Below are 14,537 nucleotides of genomic sequence, written 5' to 3'. Positions count from 1 at the left end.
GCGGCGCGCGGCCCGGCTCGCGGCGGCCCACCCGGCCGTTCGGCCATGCGCGGCGGCCCCGATCCGGCGGTCGCCGCGTGATAAAATCTCGATCCACTCGACACGCGCGGCCCCGCGGCTTCATGCCCGCCGACACGGCCGCCGACTCAACGACACATTGAAACAATCGCCCGCGCTGCGCGCCCGGGCACGGAGAAAGGTATGGCTGGTCATTCGAAATGGGCCAACATCAAGCATAAGAAGGCAGCGGCCGACGCGAAGCGCGGCAAGATCTGGACCCGCCTGATCAAGGAAATCCAGGTCGCGGCGCGCCTCGGCGGCGGCGACGTCAACTCGAACCCGCGCCTGCGTCTGGCGGTCGACAAGGCGGCCGACGCGAACATGCCGAAGGACAACGTCAAGCGCGCGATCGATCGCGGCGTCGGCGGCGCGGACGGCGCGAACTACGAGGAAATCCGTTACGAAGGCTACGGCATCAGCGGCGCGGCGATCATCGTCGACACGCTGACCGACAACCGCACCCGCACGGTCGCGGAAGTCCGCCACGCGTTCTCGAAGTTCGGCGGCAACATGGGCACCGACGGCTCGGTCGCGTTCATGTTCGATCACGTCGGCCAGTTCCTGTTCGCCCCCGGCACGTCGGAAGACGCGCTGATGGAAGCCGCGCTCGAAGCCGGCGCGAACGACGTGAACACGAACGACGACGGCTCGATCGAAGTGCTGTGCGACTGGCAGGCATTCTCGGCGGTGAAGGACGCGCTCGAAGCCGGCGGCTTCAAGGCCGAGCTCGCCGAAGTGACGATGAAGCCGCAGAACGAAGTCGAATTCACCGGCGACGACGCAGCGAAGATGCAGAAGCTCCTGGACGCCCTCGAGAACCTCGACGACGTGCAGGACGTGTATACGAACGCCGTCATCGTCGAGGAATGAGATGCCGGCCGCCGCGCACGCGTTGCGGCGGCGGCCCGATCGAATCCGCGGCCGGCGCGCCTGAGCGTGCCGGCCGCCCTGTTTTCTAGTCTGCGGGGAATCCCATGAAACTACTCGTCGTCGGTTCCGGCGGCCGCGAACATGCGCTGGCGTGGAAGCTCGCGCAGTCGCCGCGCGTCCAGATGGTCTACGTCGCGCCCGGCAATGGCGGCACGGCACAGGACGAGCGTCTGAAGAACGTCGACATCACGGCGCTCGACGAACTCGCCGATTTCGCGGAAAGCGAAGGCGTCGCGTTCACGCTCGTCGGGCCGGAAGCGCCGCTCGCGGCCGGTATCGTCAACCTGTTCCGCGCACGCGGCCTGAAGGTCTTCGGCCCGACCCGCGAAGCCGCGCAGCTCGAAAGCTCGAAGGATTTCGCGAAGGCGTTCATGAAGCGCCACGGCATCCCGACCGCCGAGTACGAAACGTTCTCCGACGTCGCCGCCGCGCACGCGTACATCGACGCGAAGGGTGCGCCGATCGTCGTGAAGGCCGACGGCCTCGCGGCCGGCAAGGGTGTCGTCGTCGCGATGACGCTGGAAGAAGCGCATCAGGCCGTCGACATGATGCTGTCGGGCAACAAGCTGGGCGACGCCGGCGCGCGCGTCGTGATCGAGGAATTCCTCGACGGCGAGGAAGCCAGCTTCATCGTGATGGTCGACGGCAAGCACGCGCTGGCGCTGGCTTCGAGCCAGGACCACAAGCGCCTGCTCGACGAGGATCGCGGCCCGAACACCGGCGGCATGGGCGCGTATTCGCCCGCGCCGATCGTCACGCCGCAGATGCACGCACGCGTGATGCGCGAGATCATCATGCCGACCGTGCGCGGGATGGAGAAGGACGGCATCCGCTTCACGGGCTTCCTGTATGCGGGCCTGATGATCGACAAGGAAGGCAATCCGCGCACGCTCGAGTTCAACTGCCGGATGGGCGACCCGGAAACGCAGCCGATCATGGCGCGCCTGAAGAGCGATTTCTCGAAGGTCGTCGAGCAGGCGATCGCGGGCACGCTCGACACGGTCGAGCTCGACTGGGACCGCCGCACCGCGCTCGGCGTCGTGCTGGCCGCGCACGGTTATCCGGACGCGCCGCGCAAGGGCGACCGCATCAACGGGATCCCGGCCGAGACCGAACAGGCAGTCACGTTCCATGCGGGCACGACGCTCGACGGCGACAAGCTGACGACGTCCGGCGGCCGCGTGCTGTGCGTGGTCGGCCTCGCCGATTCGGTGCGCGAAGCGCAGCAGCATGCGTACGACACGATCAACCAGATCAATTTCGAAGGCATGCAGTACCGCCGCGACATCGGCTTCCGCGCGCTCAACCGCAAGAGCGCGTAACGTTGCAACCGCCGCCCCGCCCTCGCGCGGCGGCGGGTCCTCTGCCGGGGTTCGATAGAATGCCCGGCAGATGCCTTTTTTACGGCCCCCGCTTCGCACGGGGGCACCCAGTCCAGACATGACCGATTCGACCTACGACGTGACGCGCGTGCGCACGTACCTCCAGGGCCTGCAGACACGCATCGCCGACGCGCTCGGTGCGCTCGACGGCACGCCGCTCGCGACCGATGCGTGGCAGCGCGGGCCGCAAGAGCGCCTGCGCGGCGGCGGCTGCACGCGGATTCTCGAAGGCGGCCGCGTGTTCGAGCGCGCGGGGATCGGTTTTTCCGACGTCGCGGGCGACGCGCTGCCGCCGTCGGCGAGCGCCGCGCGTCCGCAGCTGGCCGGCCGCGGCTTCGAGGCGCTCGGCGTGTCGCTGGTGCTGCACCCGCGCAATCCGTACTGCCCGACCGTGCACATGAACGTGCGGATGCTGATCGCGACGAAACCCGGCGAGGCGCCGGTCTTCTGGTTCGGCGGCGGAATGGATCTGACACCGGTTTATCCGTTCGAGGACGACGCGCGGCATTTCCACCAGACCTGCAAGGACGCGCTCGATCCGTTCGGCGCCGAGCTTTATCCGCGTTTCAAGACGTGGTGCGACGAGTATTTCTTCCTGAAGCACCGCAACGAGACGCGCGGCGTCGGCGGGATCTTCTTCGACGATTTCTCCGAGCCCGGATTCGAACGCTCGTTTGAGATGATGCAAGGCGTCGGCGACGCGTTCCTGAACGCGTACCTGCCGATCGTCGAGCGTCGTGCCGCGCTGCCGTACGGCGAGCGCGAGCGCGACTTCCAGGCTTACCGGCGCGGCCGCTACGTCGAATTCAATCTCGTGTTCGACCGCGGCACGCTGTTCGGCCTGCAAAGCGGCGGCCGGACCGAATCGATCCTGATGTCGATGCCGCCGGTCGCGAACTGGCGCTACAACTGGCAGCCCGAGCCGGGCTCGCCGGAAGCGCGCCTGAGCGAGTTCCTCGTGCCGCGCGACTGGGTCTGAGCCCGCCGCGCCCCGCCGCCCCAAGAACAGGACACGTTTTTCTGGACACCATCGCCCGCCCCGCCCCGCTGCCGCGTCGTATCGGCCTGCTGGGCGGCACTTTCGACCCGATCCACGACGGCCATCTCGCGCTCGCGCGCCGGTTCGCCGGGCTGCTCGGCCTGACCGAACTCGTGCTGCTGCCCGCCGGGCAGCCGTACCAGAAGCGCGACGTGTCGGCCGCCGAGCATCGGCTCGCGATGACCCGCGCGGCCGCCGGCTCGCTGTCCCTGCCGGGCGTGACCGTGACCGTCGCCACCGACGAGATCGAGCACGCCGGCCCGACCTACACGGTCGAGACGCTCGCGCGCTGGCGCGCGCGGATCGGCCCGGACGCGTCGCTGTCGCTGCTGATCGGCGCCGACCAGCTCGTGCGCCTCGACACGTGGCGCGACTGGCGCACGCTGTTCGACTACGCGCACATCTGCGTGTCGACGCGCCCGGGCTTCGATCTCGGCGCGGCGCCGCCGGACGTCGCGCGGGAAATCGCCGCGCGGCAGGCCGGCGCCGACGTGCTGAAGGCCACACCGGGCGGGCACCTGCTGATCGATACGACCCTTTCGTTCGACATCGCCGCGACCGACATCCGCGCACACCTGCGCGAATGCATCGCGCGCCATGCGCAAATGCCCGACGCATCGGCCGAGCATGTGCCGGCCGCCGTATGGGCCTATATTCTTCAACATCGCCTCTACCATTCCTGAATCCATGGATATTCGCAAACTGCAGCGCGTGATCGTCGACGCCCTCGAAGACGTCAAGGCGCAAGACATCAAGGTGTTCAACACCAGCCACCTGACCGAACTGTTCGACCGCGTGGTCGTCGCTTCGGGCACCTCCAACCGCCAGACCAAGGCCCTCGCGTCGAGCGTGCGTGACAAGGTCAAGGAAGCCGGCGGCGACATCGTCAGCTCCGAAGGCGAAGACACCGGCGAATGGGTGCTCGTCGACTGCGGCGACGCGGTCGTGCACATCCTGCAGCCGGCCCTGCGCCAGTACTACAACCTCGAGGAAATCTGGGGCGACAAGCCCGTGCGGATGAAGCTCGGCGGCGGCAAGGGGAACGGCTTCGCCACGGCCAGCGAAGGCGACGAGGACGAGGAAGAAGCCGCGCCCGCACGCCCGGCGCGCAAGACGGCCGCCCGCCGCCGTTGAGCCCCGAGTCGTTACGCGTCTCCCGATGAAGCTTTTCATTCTTGCGGTCGGCCACAAGATGCCGGGCTGGATCGCGTCCGGCTTCGACGAATACACGAAGCGGATGCCGCCGGAACTGCGCATCGAGTTGCGCGAGATCAAGCCCGAACTGCGTTCGGGCGGCCGCAGCGCCGAGAGCGTGATGGCGGCCGAGCGGCAGAAGATCGAGGCCGCGTTGCCGAAGGGCGCGCGCCTCGTCGCGCTCGACGAGCGCGGCCGCGACTGGACCACGATGCAGCTCGCGCAGGCGCTGCCCGGCTGGCAGCAGGACGGCCGCGACGTCGCGTTCGTGATCGGCGGTGCCGACGGGCTCGATCCGGAACTGAAAGCACGTGCCGACGTGCTGCTGCGCATCTCGAGCATGACGCTGCCGCACGGGATGGTGCGCGTGCTGCTCGCCGAACAGCTTTACCGGGCGTGGAGCATCACGCAGAATCACCCCTACCACCGCGCATGACGTGTCGTCCTCGAGACGCGCGCCTCGCGCGCTCACCGAGATAACGACACCATGCCGTCCAGCACGTCCCCCGCACTTTTCCCCACCCTTTACCTCGCTTCACAAAGCCCGCGCCGCCAGGAGCTGCTGCAGCAGATCGGCGTACGCTTCGAGCTGCTGCTGCCGCGCCCCGACGAGGACGCCGAGGCGCTCGAGGCCGAACTGCCCGGCGAAACCGCCGATGCCTACGTCCGGCGCGTGACCGTCGCCAAGGCCGAGGCCGCGCGTGCGCGCCTCGTCGCGAGCGGCAAGCCGGCTTCGCCGGTGCTGGTCGCCGATACGACCGTCACGATCGACGGCGCGATCCTCGGCAAGCCGGCCGACGCCGACGACGCGCTCGCGATGCTCACCCGCCTCGCGGGCCGCGAACACGAAGTGCTGACGGCCGTCGCCGTGATCGATGCCGACGGCCAACTGCTGCCGCCCGCGCTGTCGCGCTCGTCGGTGCGCTTCGCGGCCGCGTCGCGCGATGCGTATGCACGCTACGTCGAATCGGGCGAGCCGTTCGGCAAGGCCGGCGCGTACGCGATCCAGGGGCGCGCCGCCGAGTTCATCGAGCGAATCGACGGTTCCCATTCAGGTATCATGGGTCTGCCCCTTTTTGAAACCGCGGCGCTGTTGCGCGCCGCGCGTGTCGCCTTCTGAATCCCACCATGAACGAAGAAATCCTGATCAACCTCACGCCGCAGGAAACGCGGGTCGCACTCGTCCAGCAAGGCGCGGTGCAGGAGCTTCACGTCGAGCGCACGCTGTCGCGCGGGCGGGTCGGCAATATCTATCTCGGCAAGGTCGTGCGCGTGCTGCCCGGCATGCAGTCGGCATTCATCGACATCGGCCTCGAGCGCGCGGCGTTCCTGCACGTCGCCGACATCTGGCATCCGCGCCTCGCGGGCGAGCCGCAGTCGGGCACGCCGCACCAGCCGATCGAAAAGACCGTGTTCGAGGGCCAGACGCTGATGGTCCAGGTGATCAAGGATCCGATCGGCACGAAAGGCGCCCGGCTGTCGACGCAGGTCAGCATCGCGGGCCGCACGCTCGTCTACCTGCCGCAGGAGCCGCATATCGGCATCTCGCAGAAGATCGAGAGCGAGGCCGAGCGCGAGGCCGTGCGTGCGCGGCTGACCGCCGTGATCCCGCCGGACGAGAAAGGCGGCTACATCGTGCGCACGATCGCCGAGGATGCGACCTCCGACGAACTCGCCGGCGACGTCACGTACCTGCGCAAGACGTGGGCGACGATCGTCGGGCAGGCGCAGCGGCTGCCGGCGACGAGCCTGCTGTACCAGGATCTCGATCTCGCGCAGCGCGTGCTGCGCGATTTCGCGAACGACGACACGACGCGCATCCAGGTCGATTCGCGCGAGACCTACCAGCGCCTGTCCGAATTCGCGGCCGAGTTCACGCCGGCCGTGAGCCCGAAGCTGCACCACTACACGGGCGAACGGCCGCTGTTCGACCTGTACAACATCGAGACGGAGATCCAGCGCGCACTGTCGCGCCGTGTCGACCTGAAGTCGGGCGGCTACCTGATGATCGACCAGACCGAGGCGATGACGACGATCGACGTGAACACGGGCGGTTACGTCGGTGCGCGCAACTTCGACGACACGATCTTCAAGACCAACCTCGAGGCCGCGCACACGATCGCGCGGCAGCTGCGGCTGCGCAACCTCGGCGGGATCATCATCATCGACTTCATCGACATGGAGAACGCCGAGCATCGCGACGCGGTGCTGTCCGAGCTGAAGAAGGCGCTGTCGCGCGACCGCACGCGCGTGACGGTCAACGGCTTCTCGCAGCTCGGGCTCGTCGAGATGACGCGCAAGCGCACCCGCGAATCGCTCGCGCACGTGCTGTGCGAACCGTGCCCGACCTGCCAGGGCAAGGGCCAAGTGAAAACGTCGCGTACCGTGTGCTACGACATCCTGCGCGAGATCCTGCGTGAGTCGCGGCAATTCAACCCGCGCGAATTCCGCGTGATCGCCGCGCAGCAGGTGATCGACCTGTTCCTCGATGAGGAATCGCAACATCTCGCGATGCTGATCGACTTCATCGGCAAGCCGGTGTCGCTGCAGGTGGAGTCGAATTTGAGCCAGGAGCAATACGACATCGTGCTGATGTAACGGCCGTTCGAGTTCGGTTATTTCGTGTGAGCGGTTAGCGTTGCGGCCGGCTCGATCGCATTGCTGTCCCAACGGCCGAGCCGCATCGCTTCCTCCAGCATGCCGAGCGTCAACGACACGCGCGGTGGTTTGCGATAACGCTCGGAAAACATCGCGAGAAACGTCGTCACCCTATCCTGTTCCTCCGGGCCGAAATAGCGGCCGCAGGGAAAATCGCCGGCCGGCACGCCAAACGTTTCGGCCCACTTGTCGATAAATTCGATTGCGTCGATTCCGGTCACATACAGATCCTCTTCGAGGCGTGACGACGGAGCGATCTTCTGTTCGCCGCCGAACAACGGGCGACCCAGTTCTTCGCGCGTGAATGCGGCCGGCTTTTCCCACGTATCGGTCGGCATTTCAGAACACCGGAAAAACAGGCCGCCCGCCTCGAGATCGATACGTCCAATGAACGCATTGCGATCGTCCGACATGCGACCCTCGTTGTCGTTCGAGTAGCCGCCGACCATAGCAAAGCCGAGGCAGTCCGCCGTCCCTGTATCATTCGGTCATGCGCGCGATGAGCCGCCGGGCCAAGCCGCATCACGAAACGCCCATCGCGTCAATGTTCACGAATGGTTTCACGATCGCCTCCGCGATGACACGCGATCGAGACGGCGCCATGCGTCATCCTTTCGCTGCCGCCTCCGGCCGCACGATCCATTCCCCTCTCATTCACTCACCACACACCATGAGCCAAGGCCACAACCGCCGCCAGCGCAAGAAACTCCACATCGGCGAATTCCAGGAACTCGCGTTCAACGCAACCGCGCACTACCGCAACGAACTGACCGACCTCGAACGCGGCCAACTGATCGACGCGTTCATCGACTTCGTCGAAGCGAACGGTCTGCTGACCGTCGCGTCGGCGGACGAAGGCATCGGCGCGTACGTGATCTCCGGCGCACCGCGCGGCACGACGACCGACGCCGATCGCGAACTCGTGCGCGGTTGGCTCGCCGCCCGTCCGGAACTGACCGACGTGCAGGTCAGCGAATTCTCCGACGCGTGGTACCCGGAAGCCTGACGCCCGGTTTCCCCCTGCTTTCATGCAGCGCCCGCGCCTGCCCGCCATGACGGCGGCAGGCCGGGCCGGCACCCATGCGCACGGCCCCTCGACCGGTCGCCTCCCCGTCGCCCCACGGCGACGCGACCGCCGCCGATCCCTACCTTTTCCCGACAGTCCGCCTCCAGCAAGCCGTCGAAATCGGCCCTGAAAGGAAGACACGTTAAAATCTCCCCTCGCGTGGTGCGCCGCCCGCACCCGCCATCCATCGCCAGCCGCGTGCCCTCGGGCCGCCCCCGACCCATGGAGTGAGTGTCAATGAGCGGCGGACTTCCGTTTCCCGCATCCCGCAAGTCGTTGCCGTCCTCGACGGTCTTCCTGATTCTCGCCGCCGCCGCGCTGCTGTCCGGCTGCGGGCTGCTGCCGGTCCAGAATCCGCCCGCGCCGATCAGCGAGGCGCTCGTCGAGCCCGTCCAGGAAACCGCCGGCGAACCGCTGACGATGCCGCCCGTGCCGGCGCCGACGCAGCCGGAAGGGCCGGAAGCGCCGAAAAAGCCGCACCGCGAAGTCACGCGGCCGAAGCCCGTGCAGCGCCCCGAATCGCCGACTCCGCCGCCGCCTCCGCCCGCGCCGATCGTCGCGACGCGCCCGCTCGACCGCACGCAGATCCATGCGCTGCTCGACAGCGAAGTCGCGCGCCGCAACGGCAAGGTGATCGGCCGCGCGGTCGACATGGTGACCGACGCGAGCGGCAAGCCGCGCGAGATGGTCGTCAACCTGCAGGGCTTCATGGGCGTCGGCGACCGCAAGGTCATCTTCCCGTGGAACGTGTTCCGCTTCACGCCGGGCGGCAAACAGGAGCCGATCGTGCTCGACGTGCCGTCGGGCGACCTGCCGCCGGCCGCGCGGCCCAAGGCCGTGCCGCTGTCAGGTTCGGCCGCGGCCTCGCCCGCGACGCGCCTGCCATTGCTCGACAGCGACGTCGAGCGCCCGAACGGCACGAAGATCGGCCGCATCGTCGACGTGCTGATCGACCGCGCGTCGCAGCCGCAGGCTGTCGTGCTCGACCTCGGCGGGCTCGTCAATACCGACCGCCGTTCGATCGCCGCGAGCTGGGGCGCGCTGCGCTTCGTCACGCGCGACAAGGCACTGCGTCCGCAGCTCGACCTGAACGACGCACAGATCAAGGCGTCGCCGCCCTACGCGGCCGACAAGCCGATCGTCGCGGTCTACCCGCCCGTTGCCCCGGCACCGGCTTCGTCTGCGAGTGCGACCCGATGACGATCAAGCATTCCGTCAGCGTACGCAGTCTCCGGTCCCTCGACTGGCTCAACTTCTTCGTTGCAAACGTTCAAACAGGGTTCGGTCCGTTCATCGCGTCCTACCTCGCGTCGCACAAGTGGACGCAGGGCGAGATCGGCATGGTGCTGTCGATCGGCACGATCAGCGCGATGGTCAGCCAGGTGCCGGGCGGCGCGGCCGTCGATGCGCTGAAGAACAAGAAAGGCGCGGCCGCGTGGGCGATCGCGGCCATCATCCTGTCCGCGGTGCTGCTCGCGTCGAGCCCGACGATCGTGCCGGTGATCGCCGCCGAGGTGTTCCACGGTTTCGCGAGCTGCATGCTCGTGCCGGCGATGGCCGCGATCTCGTTCTCGCTCGTCGGCCGCGCCGACCTCGGCGACCGGCTCGGCCGCAATGCGCGCTGGGCATCGATCGGCAGCGCGGTCGCGGCGGGCCTGATGGGGCTCACCGGCGAATACTTCTCCGCGCGTGCGGTGTTCTGGCTGACCGCCGTGCTGGCGCTGCCCGCGCTGTTCGCACTCGCGATGATCCAGCCGACCCACGAAGTGATCCCGCAATCGTCGAAGCCCGACGACCACGGCGACCGCGACGAAGCCGGCGAACGCGAGACACTGCTCGAACTGCTGCGCGACCGCCGGATGCTGATCTTCGCGGCGTGCGTCGTGCTGTTCCACCTGTCGAACGCGGCGATGCTGAACCTCGCGGCCGGTGAGGTCACGGCCGGGATGGGCGAGAACGTGCAGCTCGTGATCGCCGCGTGCATCATCGTGCCGCAGGCGATCGTCGCGATGCTGTCGCCGTGGGTCGGCCGCTCCGCGCAGCGCTGGGGGCGCCGGCCGATCCTGCTGCTCGGCTTCTCCGCGCTGCCGGTGCGCGCGCTGTTGTTCGCGGGCGTGAGCAGCCCGTACCTGCTGGTGCCGGTGCAGATGCTCGACGGCATCAGCGCCGCCGTGTTCGGCGTGATGCTGCCGCTGATCGCGGCCGACGTCGCGGGCGGCAAGGGCCGCTACAACCTGTGCATCGGGCTGTTCGGGCTCGCGGCCGGGATCGGCGCGACGCTCAGCACCGCGGCTGCCGGCTACGTCGCCGATCATTTCGGGAATGCCGTCAGCTTCTTCGGGCTCGCGGGCGCCGGTGCGCTGGCCGTGCTGCTGGTCTGGCTCGTGATGCCCGAAACGCGCGTCGAGAACGGCGACGCGGCAGCCGACGAACCGGCCGCCGCGTCGCCCGAACAGGCGCACTGACGCCCGCGCGCCGCCGCTACCCGCTTCCAGGTCAACGCATGATGGATACGATCAGGACACTCAACGAAGCCCGCCAGCAGATCCAGCAGTCGATCTTCGATCTGTTCAAGGGGCTGTCATTCAGCGAACGGCTCGCGCAAGGCGGACTGATGGCGCTGCAGGCCGTGTGCAGCGCATGCCTCGCCTACGTGATCGGCCGCGCGATGCATACCGAGCAGGCCGTGTGGGCGGCGATCACCGCGATCGCCGTCACGCAGCACAACTACTCGGACACGATGTCGCTGTCGCGCGACCAGTTCATCGGCGCGATGGTCGGCGGCGTGCTCGGCTTCGCCGGCGCGGCACTCGGCGGCGACCGCCTCGTCGCGTATGCGATTACCGTCGCGGTCGTGATCGTGTGCTGCTGGTGTCTGAACGTCGGCAGCGCGGCACGGCTCGGCGGCGTAACCGCGACGATCGTGCTGCTGTTTCCGGGCAACGGCCCGCTGTGGGACGTTCCGCTGATGCGGCTCGGTGAAGTGACGCTCGGCACCGTGTGTGCGCTGGGCGTGTGCTGGGTGATGTCGAGAATCGAGCGCCGCTGGTTCCGCCACGCAGCGGCAAAGTGACGCGGCTGCCCGGCGCGCATCGCGGCATCGCGATACGCGCCGGACGATCGGCAAGGTCAGCCGCCGATCCGCAGCACGATGCCGGAACCGATCTGCACCAGCAGGTGATCCCCGCCGACGCCGACCCATTGATAGCCGCGCGGCGGCGGGCTCAGGTGATAGCCGCGCCAGTCGTCGATCACGTACTGGCGATCGCGGAACTCGGGGGGAAGCCGGTCGCCCTTGTGCCACTCGCGGCGCGGCTGGTCGGCCCAGCGCGGCGGCACGTCGTCCTCATGACGCATCTGGCCGGGCGGCATGTGTTTCGGGCCGTGGCCGTGCTGCATGCCGTGGCCGCCCTGATCGTGGTGGTTGTCGTGGTCCTGCGCCATCGCGGCCGGTGCGGCGAAACCCGCCGCGATCACCGCGGCCAGCATCATCCCGTGCATCTTCTTCATCGTGCGTTCCCTCCGTGTCGTCACGTCGAACGAAACCACTCGAACTGCCCGATGAAGACTAGCACACGGTATCGCGCGGCTACGTAACCGCGCGTTACGCCGCCTGCTGCTGGTACTGGATCCGGTGCAGGTGCGCGTAGAGGCCGCCGTGGCGCAGCAATTCGTCGTGGCTGCCCTCTTCGACGATCTTGCCGGCCTCGAGCACGAGGATGCGGTCTGCGCGCTCGATCGTCGACAGCCGGTGCGCGATCACAAGCGTCGTGCGGCCTTCCATCAGCCGTTCGAGCGCGGCCTGCACGTGGCGCTCCGATTCCGAGTCGAGCGCCGACGTCGCTTCGTCGAGAATCAGGATCGGCGCGTCCTTGTAGATCGCACGCGCAATCGCGAGCCGCTGGCGCTGGCCGCCGGACAGCCGCATCCCGTTGCCGCCGACGAGCGTGTCGAGCCCGTCGGGCATCGCGGCGACCGCATCGGCGAGGTTCGCGGCCTCGAGCGCGGCCTGCACGCGCGCGCGGTCGGGCGTCTGCCCGTACGCGACGTTCGCGGCGATCGTGTCGTTGAACAGCACGACGTCCTGGCTGACCATCGCCATCTGGCCGCGCAGCGCGTGAAGGTCGTAGTCGGCCACCGGCACGCCGTCGACCAGGATCGCGCCGTCGGTCGGGTCGAAGAAGCGCGGCAGCAGGTTCACGAGCGTCGTCTTGCCGCTGCCGGACGGCCCTGCGAGCGCAATCATTTCACCCGGCGCGACCTTGAACGAGATGCGGTCGAGCGTCGGCCGCTCGGTCGCGCCGTAGTCGAACGACACGTTGCGGAATTCGATCTCGCCGCGCGCATGCGGCAACAGCCGGCCGCCGCCCTGCGGCTCGGCCGGCTCGTCGATCAGCCCGAAGATCAGCTCGGCGGCCGTCATTCCGCGCTGCAGCGGCTGGTTGACGTCGATCAGGTGCTTGAGCGGCGAGATCACCAGCAGCATCGACGTGACGAACGCGACGAAGCCGCCGACCGTCGTCTGGTCGTTCGACGACTGCACGACCGCGATCGTGATCACGACCGCGAGCGCGATCGACGCGAGGAACTGCGTGAGCGGCTGGGCGAGACCGCCGGAAACCGTCATGCGCATCGCGTAGCCGCGCAGGCGCTTGCTCATCTGCGTGAAGCGGTCGATCTCGTACGCTTCGCCGTTGTGCACCTTGACGACCTTGTAGCCGCCGACCGTCTCCTCGACGATGTACGACAGCTCGTTGGTCAGCGTCTGGTGCTCGCGGTTCAGGCGGCGCAGGCGGCGGTTGATCTTGCTGACGAGCCAGCCGATGCCCGGCAGGATCACCGCGACGATCAGCGTGAGCCGCCAGTTCAGGTAGAACAGGTAGCCGAGCAGGAAGATCACCGTCAGCGAATCGCGCACCAGCGTGACCATCACGCCCGTCAGCACCGACAGGATCTGGTTGACCTCGAACACGATCGCGTTGATCACCGTGCTCGCGGTTTCGCGCTGGAAGAACGACGCGCCGGTATGGATCATCCGCTGGAACATCTCGAGCCGCAGTTGCAGCAGGATGCGGTTCGATACGTAGTTGAGCAGGTAATTCGACGTGTACTGGGACACGCCGCGCACGAGCGCGAGGCCGATCACCGCGATCGGCACGTACCATTTCGCACGGTCGCTGCCGTGCGCGCCGAAGCCGTGGTCGAGGAGCGGCTTGAGCAGCGCCGGGATACCGGCCTCGGTGGCCGCGACGACGCCCATCGTCATCACGGCGAGCACCACGATGCCGATCAGCGGCCGGATGTACGGCCACAGGCGCTTGAGGACCGTCACGGGCGAGGTGCCCGTGCCGTCCATCGGTTTGCGAAGAGTGTTCTGGGTTTCCAAGGCAATCCTTCTTGAGCCGCGAAGCGGCGCCCGGGCATGGCCGCCCGGGAGGTCGCCCCTGTCGGGCGGGTGCCGAAAAGGGCTCAACATTATAGCCGCACCGCCCCGGCGGGCACGGTCATGGCCGACGCAGGGCCGACGCGGCCGGCGGCCGGCCCGCGGGTATACTGCCGCTCACCGTTTTCTCCGCCTTTCCGACGATTTCATGGCTGAACCCTCCCTCGGCGTCGCCCTCATCGCCCTCAACGCGTCCGCGCGGCTTGCGCAGTGCCTTGCCGCGCTGTCGTTCGCCGACGACGTCGTCGTCATCGACGGCGGCAGCACCGACGATACCGTCGCGATCGCGCAGGCGCACGGCGCGCGCGTGATCGTCGAGCGCGACTGGCCGGGCTTCGGCCCGCAGAAGAACCGCGCGCTCGACGCGCTCGACACCGACTGGATCCTGTCCCTCGATACCGACGAAGTCGTCACGCCTGAACTCGCGCAGTCGATCCGCGACACGATCCGCACACCGAGCGCGCAGGTCTATGCGGTCGACCGGCTGTCCAGCTTCTGCGGCCAGTGGATCCATCACAGCGGCTGGTATCCGGACTGGGTGCCGCGCCTGTTCCGACGCGGCTGCGCGCGCTTCTCGGACGATCTCGTGCACGAGCGCCTCGTGTTCGATGGCGCGGCGCAGCGCCTGTCCGGCAAGCTGATGCACTACTCGTACGAGGATTTCGAAACCGTCGTGCGCAAGCTCGACGCGTATTCGACGGCCGGCGCGCGCCAGCGCCGCGCAGCCGGCCAGCGCGGCGGCTTCGGCAAGGCGCTCGCGCGCGG

At 68.1% G+C, this 14,537-nt stretch carries 16 protein-coding genes; 13 read left to right on the top strand and 3 right to left on the bottom strand.

Annotated elements, in window-relative coordinates; translation table 11 throughout:
• The first annotated feature begins 201 nt into the window (after window positions 1-201).
• The 8 genes from DPV74_RS31580 (at window position 202) to rng (ending at window position 7,203) form a co-directional block, all read left to right on the top strand.
• The gene (locus DPV74_RS31580) at window positions 202-930 is read left to right on the top strand and encodes a YebC/PmpR family DNA-binding transcriptional regulator (RefSeq protein ID WP_011352741.1); all 729 of its coding nucleotides are present in this window, start codon (window positions 202-204) and stop codon (window positions 928-930) included.
• 104 nt (window positions 931-1,034) lie between these two features.
• Window positions 1,035-2,312: a phosphoribosylamine--glycine ligase gene (gene purD / locus DPV74_RS31575; RefSeq protein WP_021161100.1), complete on the top strand. Its 1,278-nt coding sequence runs from the start codon at window positions 1,035-1,037 to the stop codon at window positions 2,310-2,312.
• 118 nt (window positions 2,313-2,430) lie between these two features.
• On the top strand, window positions 2,431-3,351 hold the full coding sequence (gene hemF / locus DPV74_RS31570; RefSeq protein ID WP_060319523.1) for an oxygen-dependent coproporphyrinogen oxidase: 921 nt from the start codon (window positions 2,431-2,433) through the stop codon (window positions 3,349-3,351).
• Window positions 3,352-3,392: 41 nt separating this feature from the next.
• Window positions 3,393-4,094 (top strand): nicotinate-nucleotide adenylyltransferase, encoded by a 702-nt coding sequence (locus DPV74_RS31565; RefSeq protein ID WP_060193461.1) that lies wholly within the window; start codon window positions 3,393-3,395, stop codon window positions 4,092-4,094.
• A gap of 4 nt (window positions 4,095-4,098) precedes the next feature.
• Window positions 4,099-4,545, top strand: a complete 447-nt coding sequence (gene rsfS, locus DPV74_RS31560; RefSeq protein ID WP_027786832.1) for a ribosome silencing factor — start codon at window positions 4,099-4,101, stop codon at window positions 4,543-4,545.
• A 25-nt stretch (window positions 4,546-4,570) separates the two neighbouring features.
• Window positions 4,571-5,041 (top strand): 23S rRNA (pseudouridine(1915)-N(3))-methyltransferase RlmH, encoded by a 471-nt coding sequence (rlmH, locus tag DPV74_RS31555; protein ID WP_006484265.1) that lies wholly within the window; start codon window positions 4,571-4,573, stop codon window positions 5,039-5,041.
• Window positions 5,042-5,092: 51 nt separating this feature from the next.
• Window positions 5,093-5,725: a nucleoside triphosphate pyrophosphatase gene (locus DPV74_RS31550; protein ID WP_119338605.1), complete on the top strand. Its 633-nt coding sequence runs from the start codon at window positions 5,093-5,095 to the stop codon at window positions 5,723-5,725.
• An 8-nt stretch (window positions 5,726-5,733) separates the two neighbouring features.
• Window positions 5,734-7,203 (top strand): ribonuclease G, encoded by a 1,470-nt coding sequence (rng, locus tag DPV74_RS31545; protein WP_021161094.1) that lies wholly within the window; start codon window positions 5,734-5,736, stop codon window positions 7,201-7,203.
• A 17-nt stretch (window positions 7,204-7,220) separates the two neighbouring features.
• On the opposite strand, the gene DPV74_RS31540 is transcribed toward rng, so the two are convergent.
• Window positions 7,221-7,601: a DUF1493 family protein gene (locus DPV74_RS31540; RefSeq protein WP_119338606.1), complete on the bottom strand. Its 381-nt coding sequence runs from the start codon at window positions 7,599-7,601 to the stop codon at window positions 7,221-7,223.
• 332 nt (window positions 7,602-7,933) lie between these two features.
• On the opposite strand from DPV74_RS31540, the gene DPV74_RS31535 reads away from it, so the two are divergent.
• From DPV74_RS31535 to DPV74_RS31520, 4 genes are all read left to right on the top strand, one after another.
• Complete coding sequence (locus tag DPV74_RS31535) at window positions 7,934-8,269, top strand: YggL family protein (RefSeq protein WP_027786829.1); 336 nt, start codon at window positions 7,934-7,936, stop codon at window positions 8,267-8,269.
• A gap of 297 nt (window positions 8,270-8,566) precedes the next feature.
• Window positions 8,567-9,529, top strand: a complete 963-nt coding sequence (locus tag DPV74_RS31530; RefSeq protein WP_060193435.1) for a PRC-barrel domain-containing protein — start codon at window positions 8,567-8,569, stop codon at window positions 9,527-9,529.
• Window positions 9,526-10,794 carry an MFS transporter gene (locus DPV74_RS31525; protein ID WP_059697953.1) on the top strand — a complete coding sequence of 423 codons (1,269 nt, stop codon included), beginning with the start codon at window positions 9,526-9,528 and terminating at the stop codon, window positions 10,792-10,794. The genes DPV74_RS31530 and DPV74_RS31525 overlap by 4 nt, the downstream gene beginning before the upstream one ends.
• Before the next feature lie 41 nt (window positions 10,795-10,835).
• Complete coding sequence (locus tag DPV74_RS31520) at window positions 10,836-11,402, top strand: aromatic acid exporter family protein (RefSeq protein ID WP_027786826.1); 567 nt, start codon at window positions 10,836-10,838, stop codon at window positions 11,400-11,402.
• 56 nt (window positions 11,403-11,458) lie between these two features.
• On the opposite strand, the gene DPV74_RS31515 is transcribed toward DPV74_RS31520, so the two are convergent.
• Together DPV74_RS31515 and msbA are read right to left on the bottom strand one after the other, a co-directional pair.
• Window positions 11,459-11,839: an RcnB family protein gene (locus DPV74_RS31515; RefSeq protein ID WP_060319521.1), complete on the bottom strand. Its 381-nt coding sequence runs from the start codon at window positions 11,837-11,839 to the stop codon at window positions 11,459-11,461.
• A gap of 94 nt (window positions 11,840-11,933) precedes the next feature.
• Window positions 11,934-13,685, bottom strand: coding sequence for a lipid A export permease/ATP-binding protein MsbA (msbA, locus tag DPV74_RS31510; protein ID WP_034195746.1), 1,752 nt, complete (start codon window positions 13,683-13,685; stop codon window positions 11,934-11,936).
• 235 nt (window positions 13,686-13,920) lie between these two features.
• Between msbA and DPV74_RS31505 the strand changes: the two genes are divergently transcribed.
• The coding region (locus DPV74_RS31505) for a glycosyltransferase family 2 protein (protein ID WP_162923187.1) at window positions 13,921-14,537 on the top strand (617 nt) is incomplete at its 3' end.

This window comes from Burkholderia sp. HAN2018, from assembly GCF_024704855.1.
Lineage (GTDB): Bacteria > Pseudomonadota > Gammaproteobacteria > Burkholderiales > Burkholderiaceae > Burkholderia > Burkholderia cepacia.
This window is presented reverse-complemented; position numbering and strand designations above follow the sequence as displayed.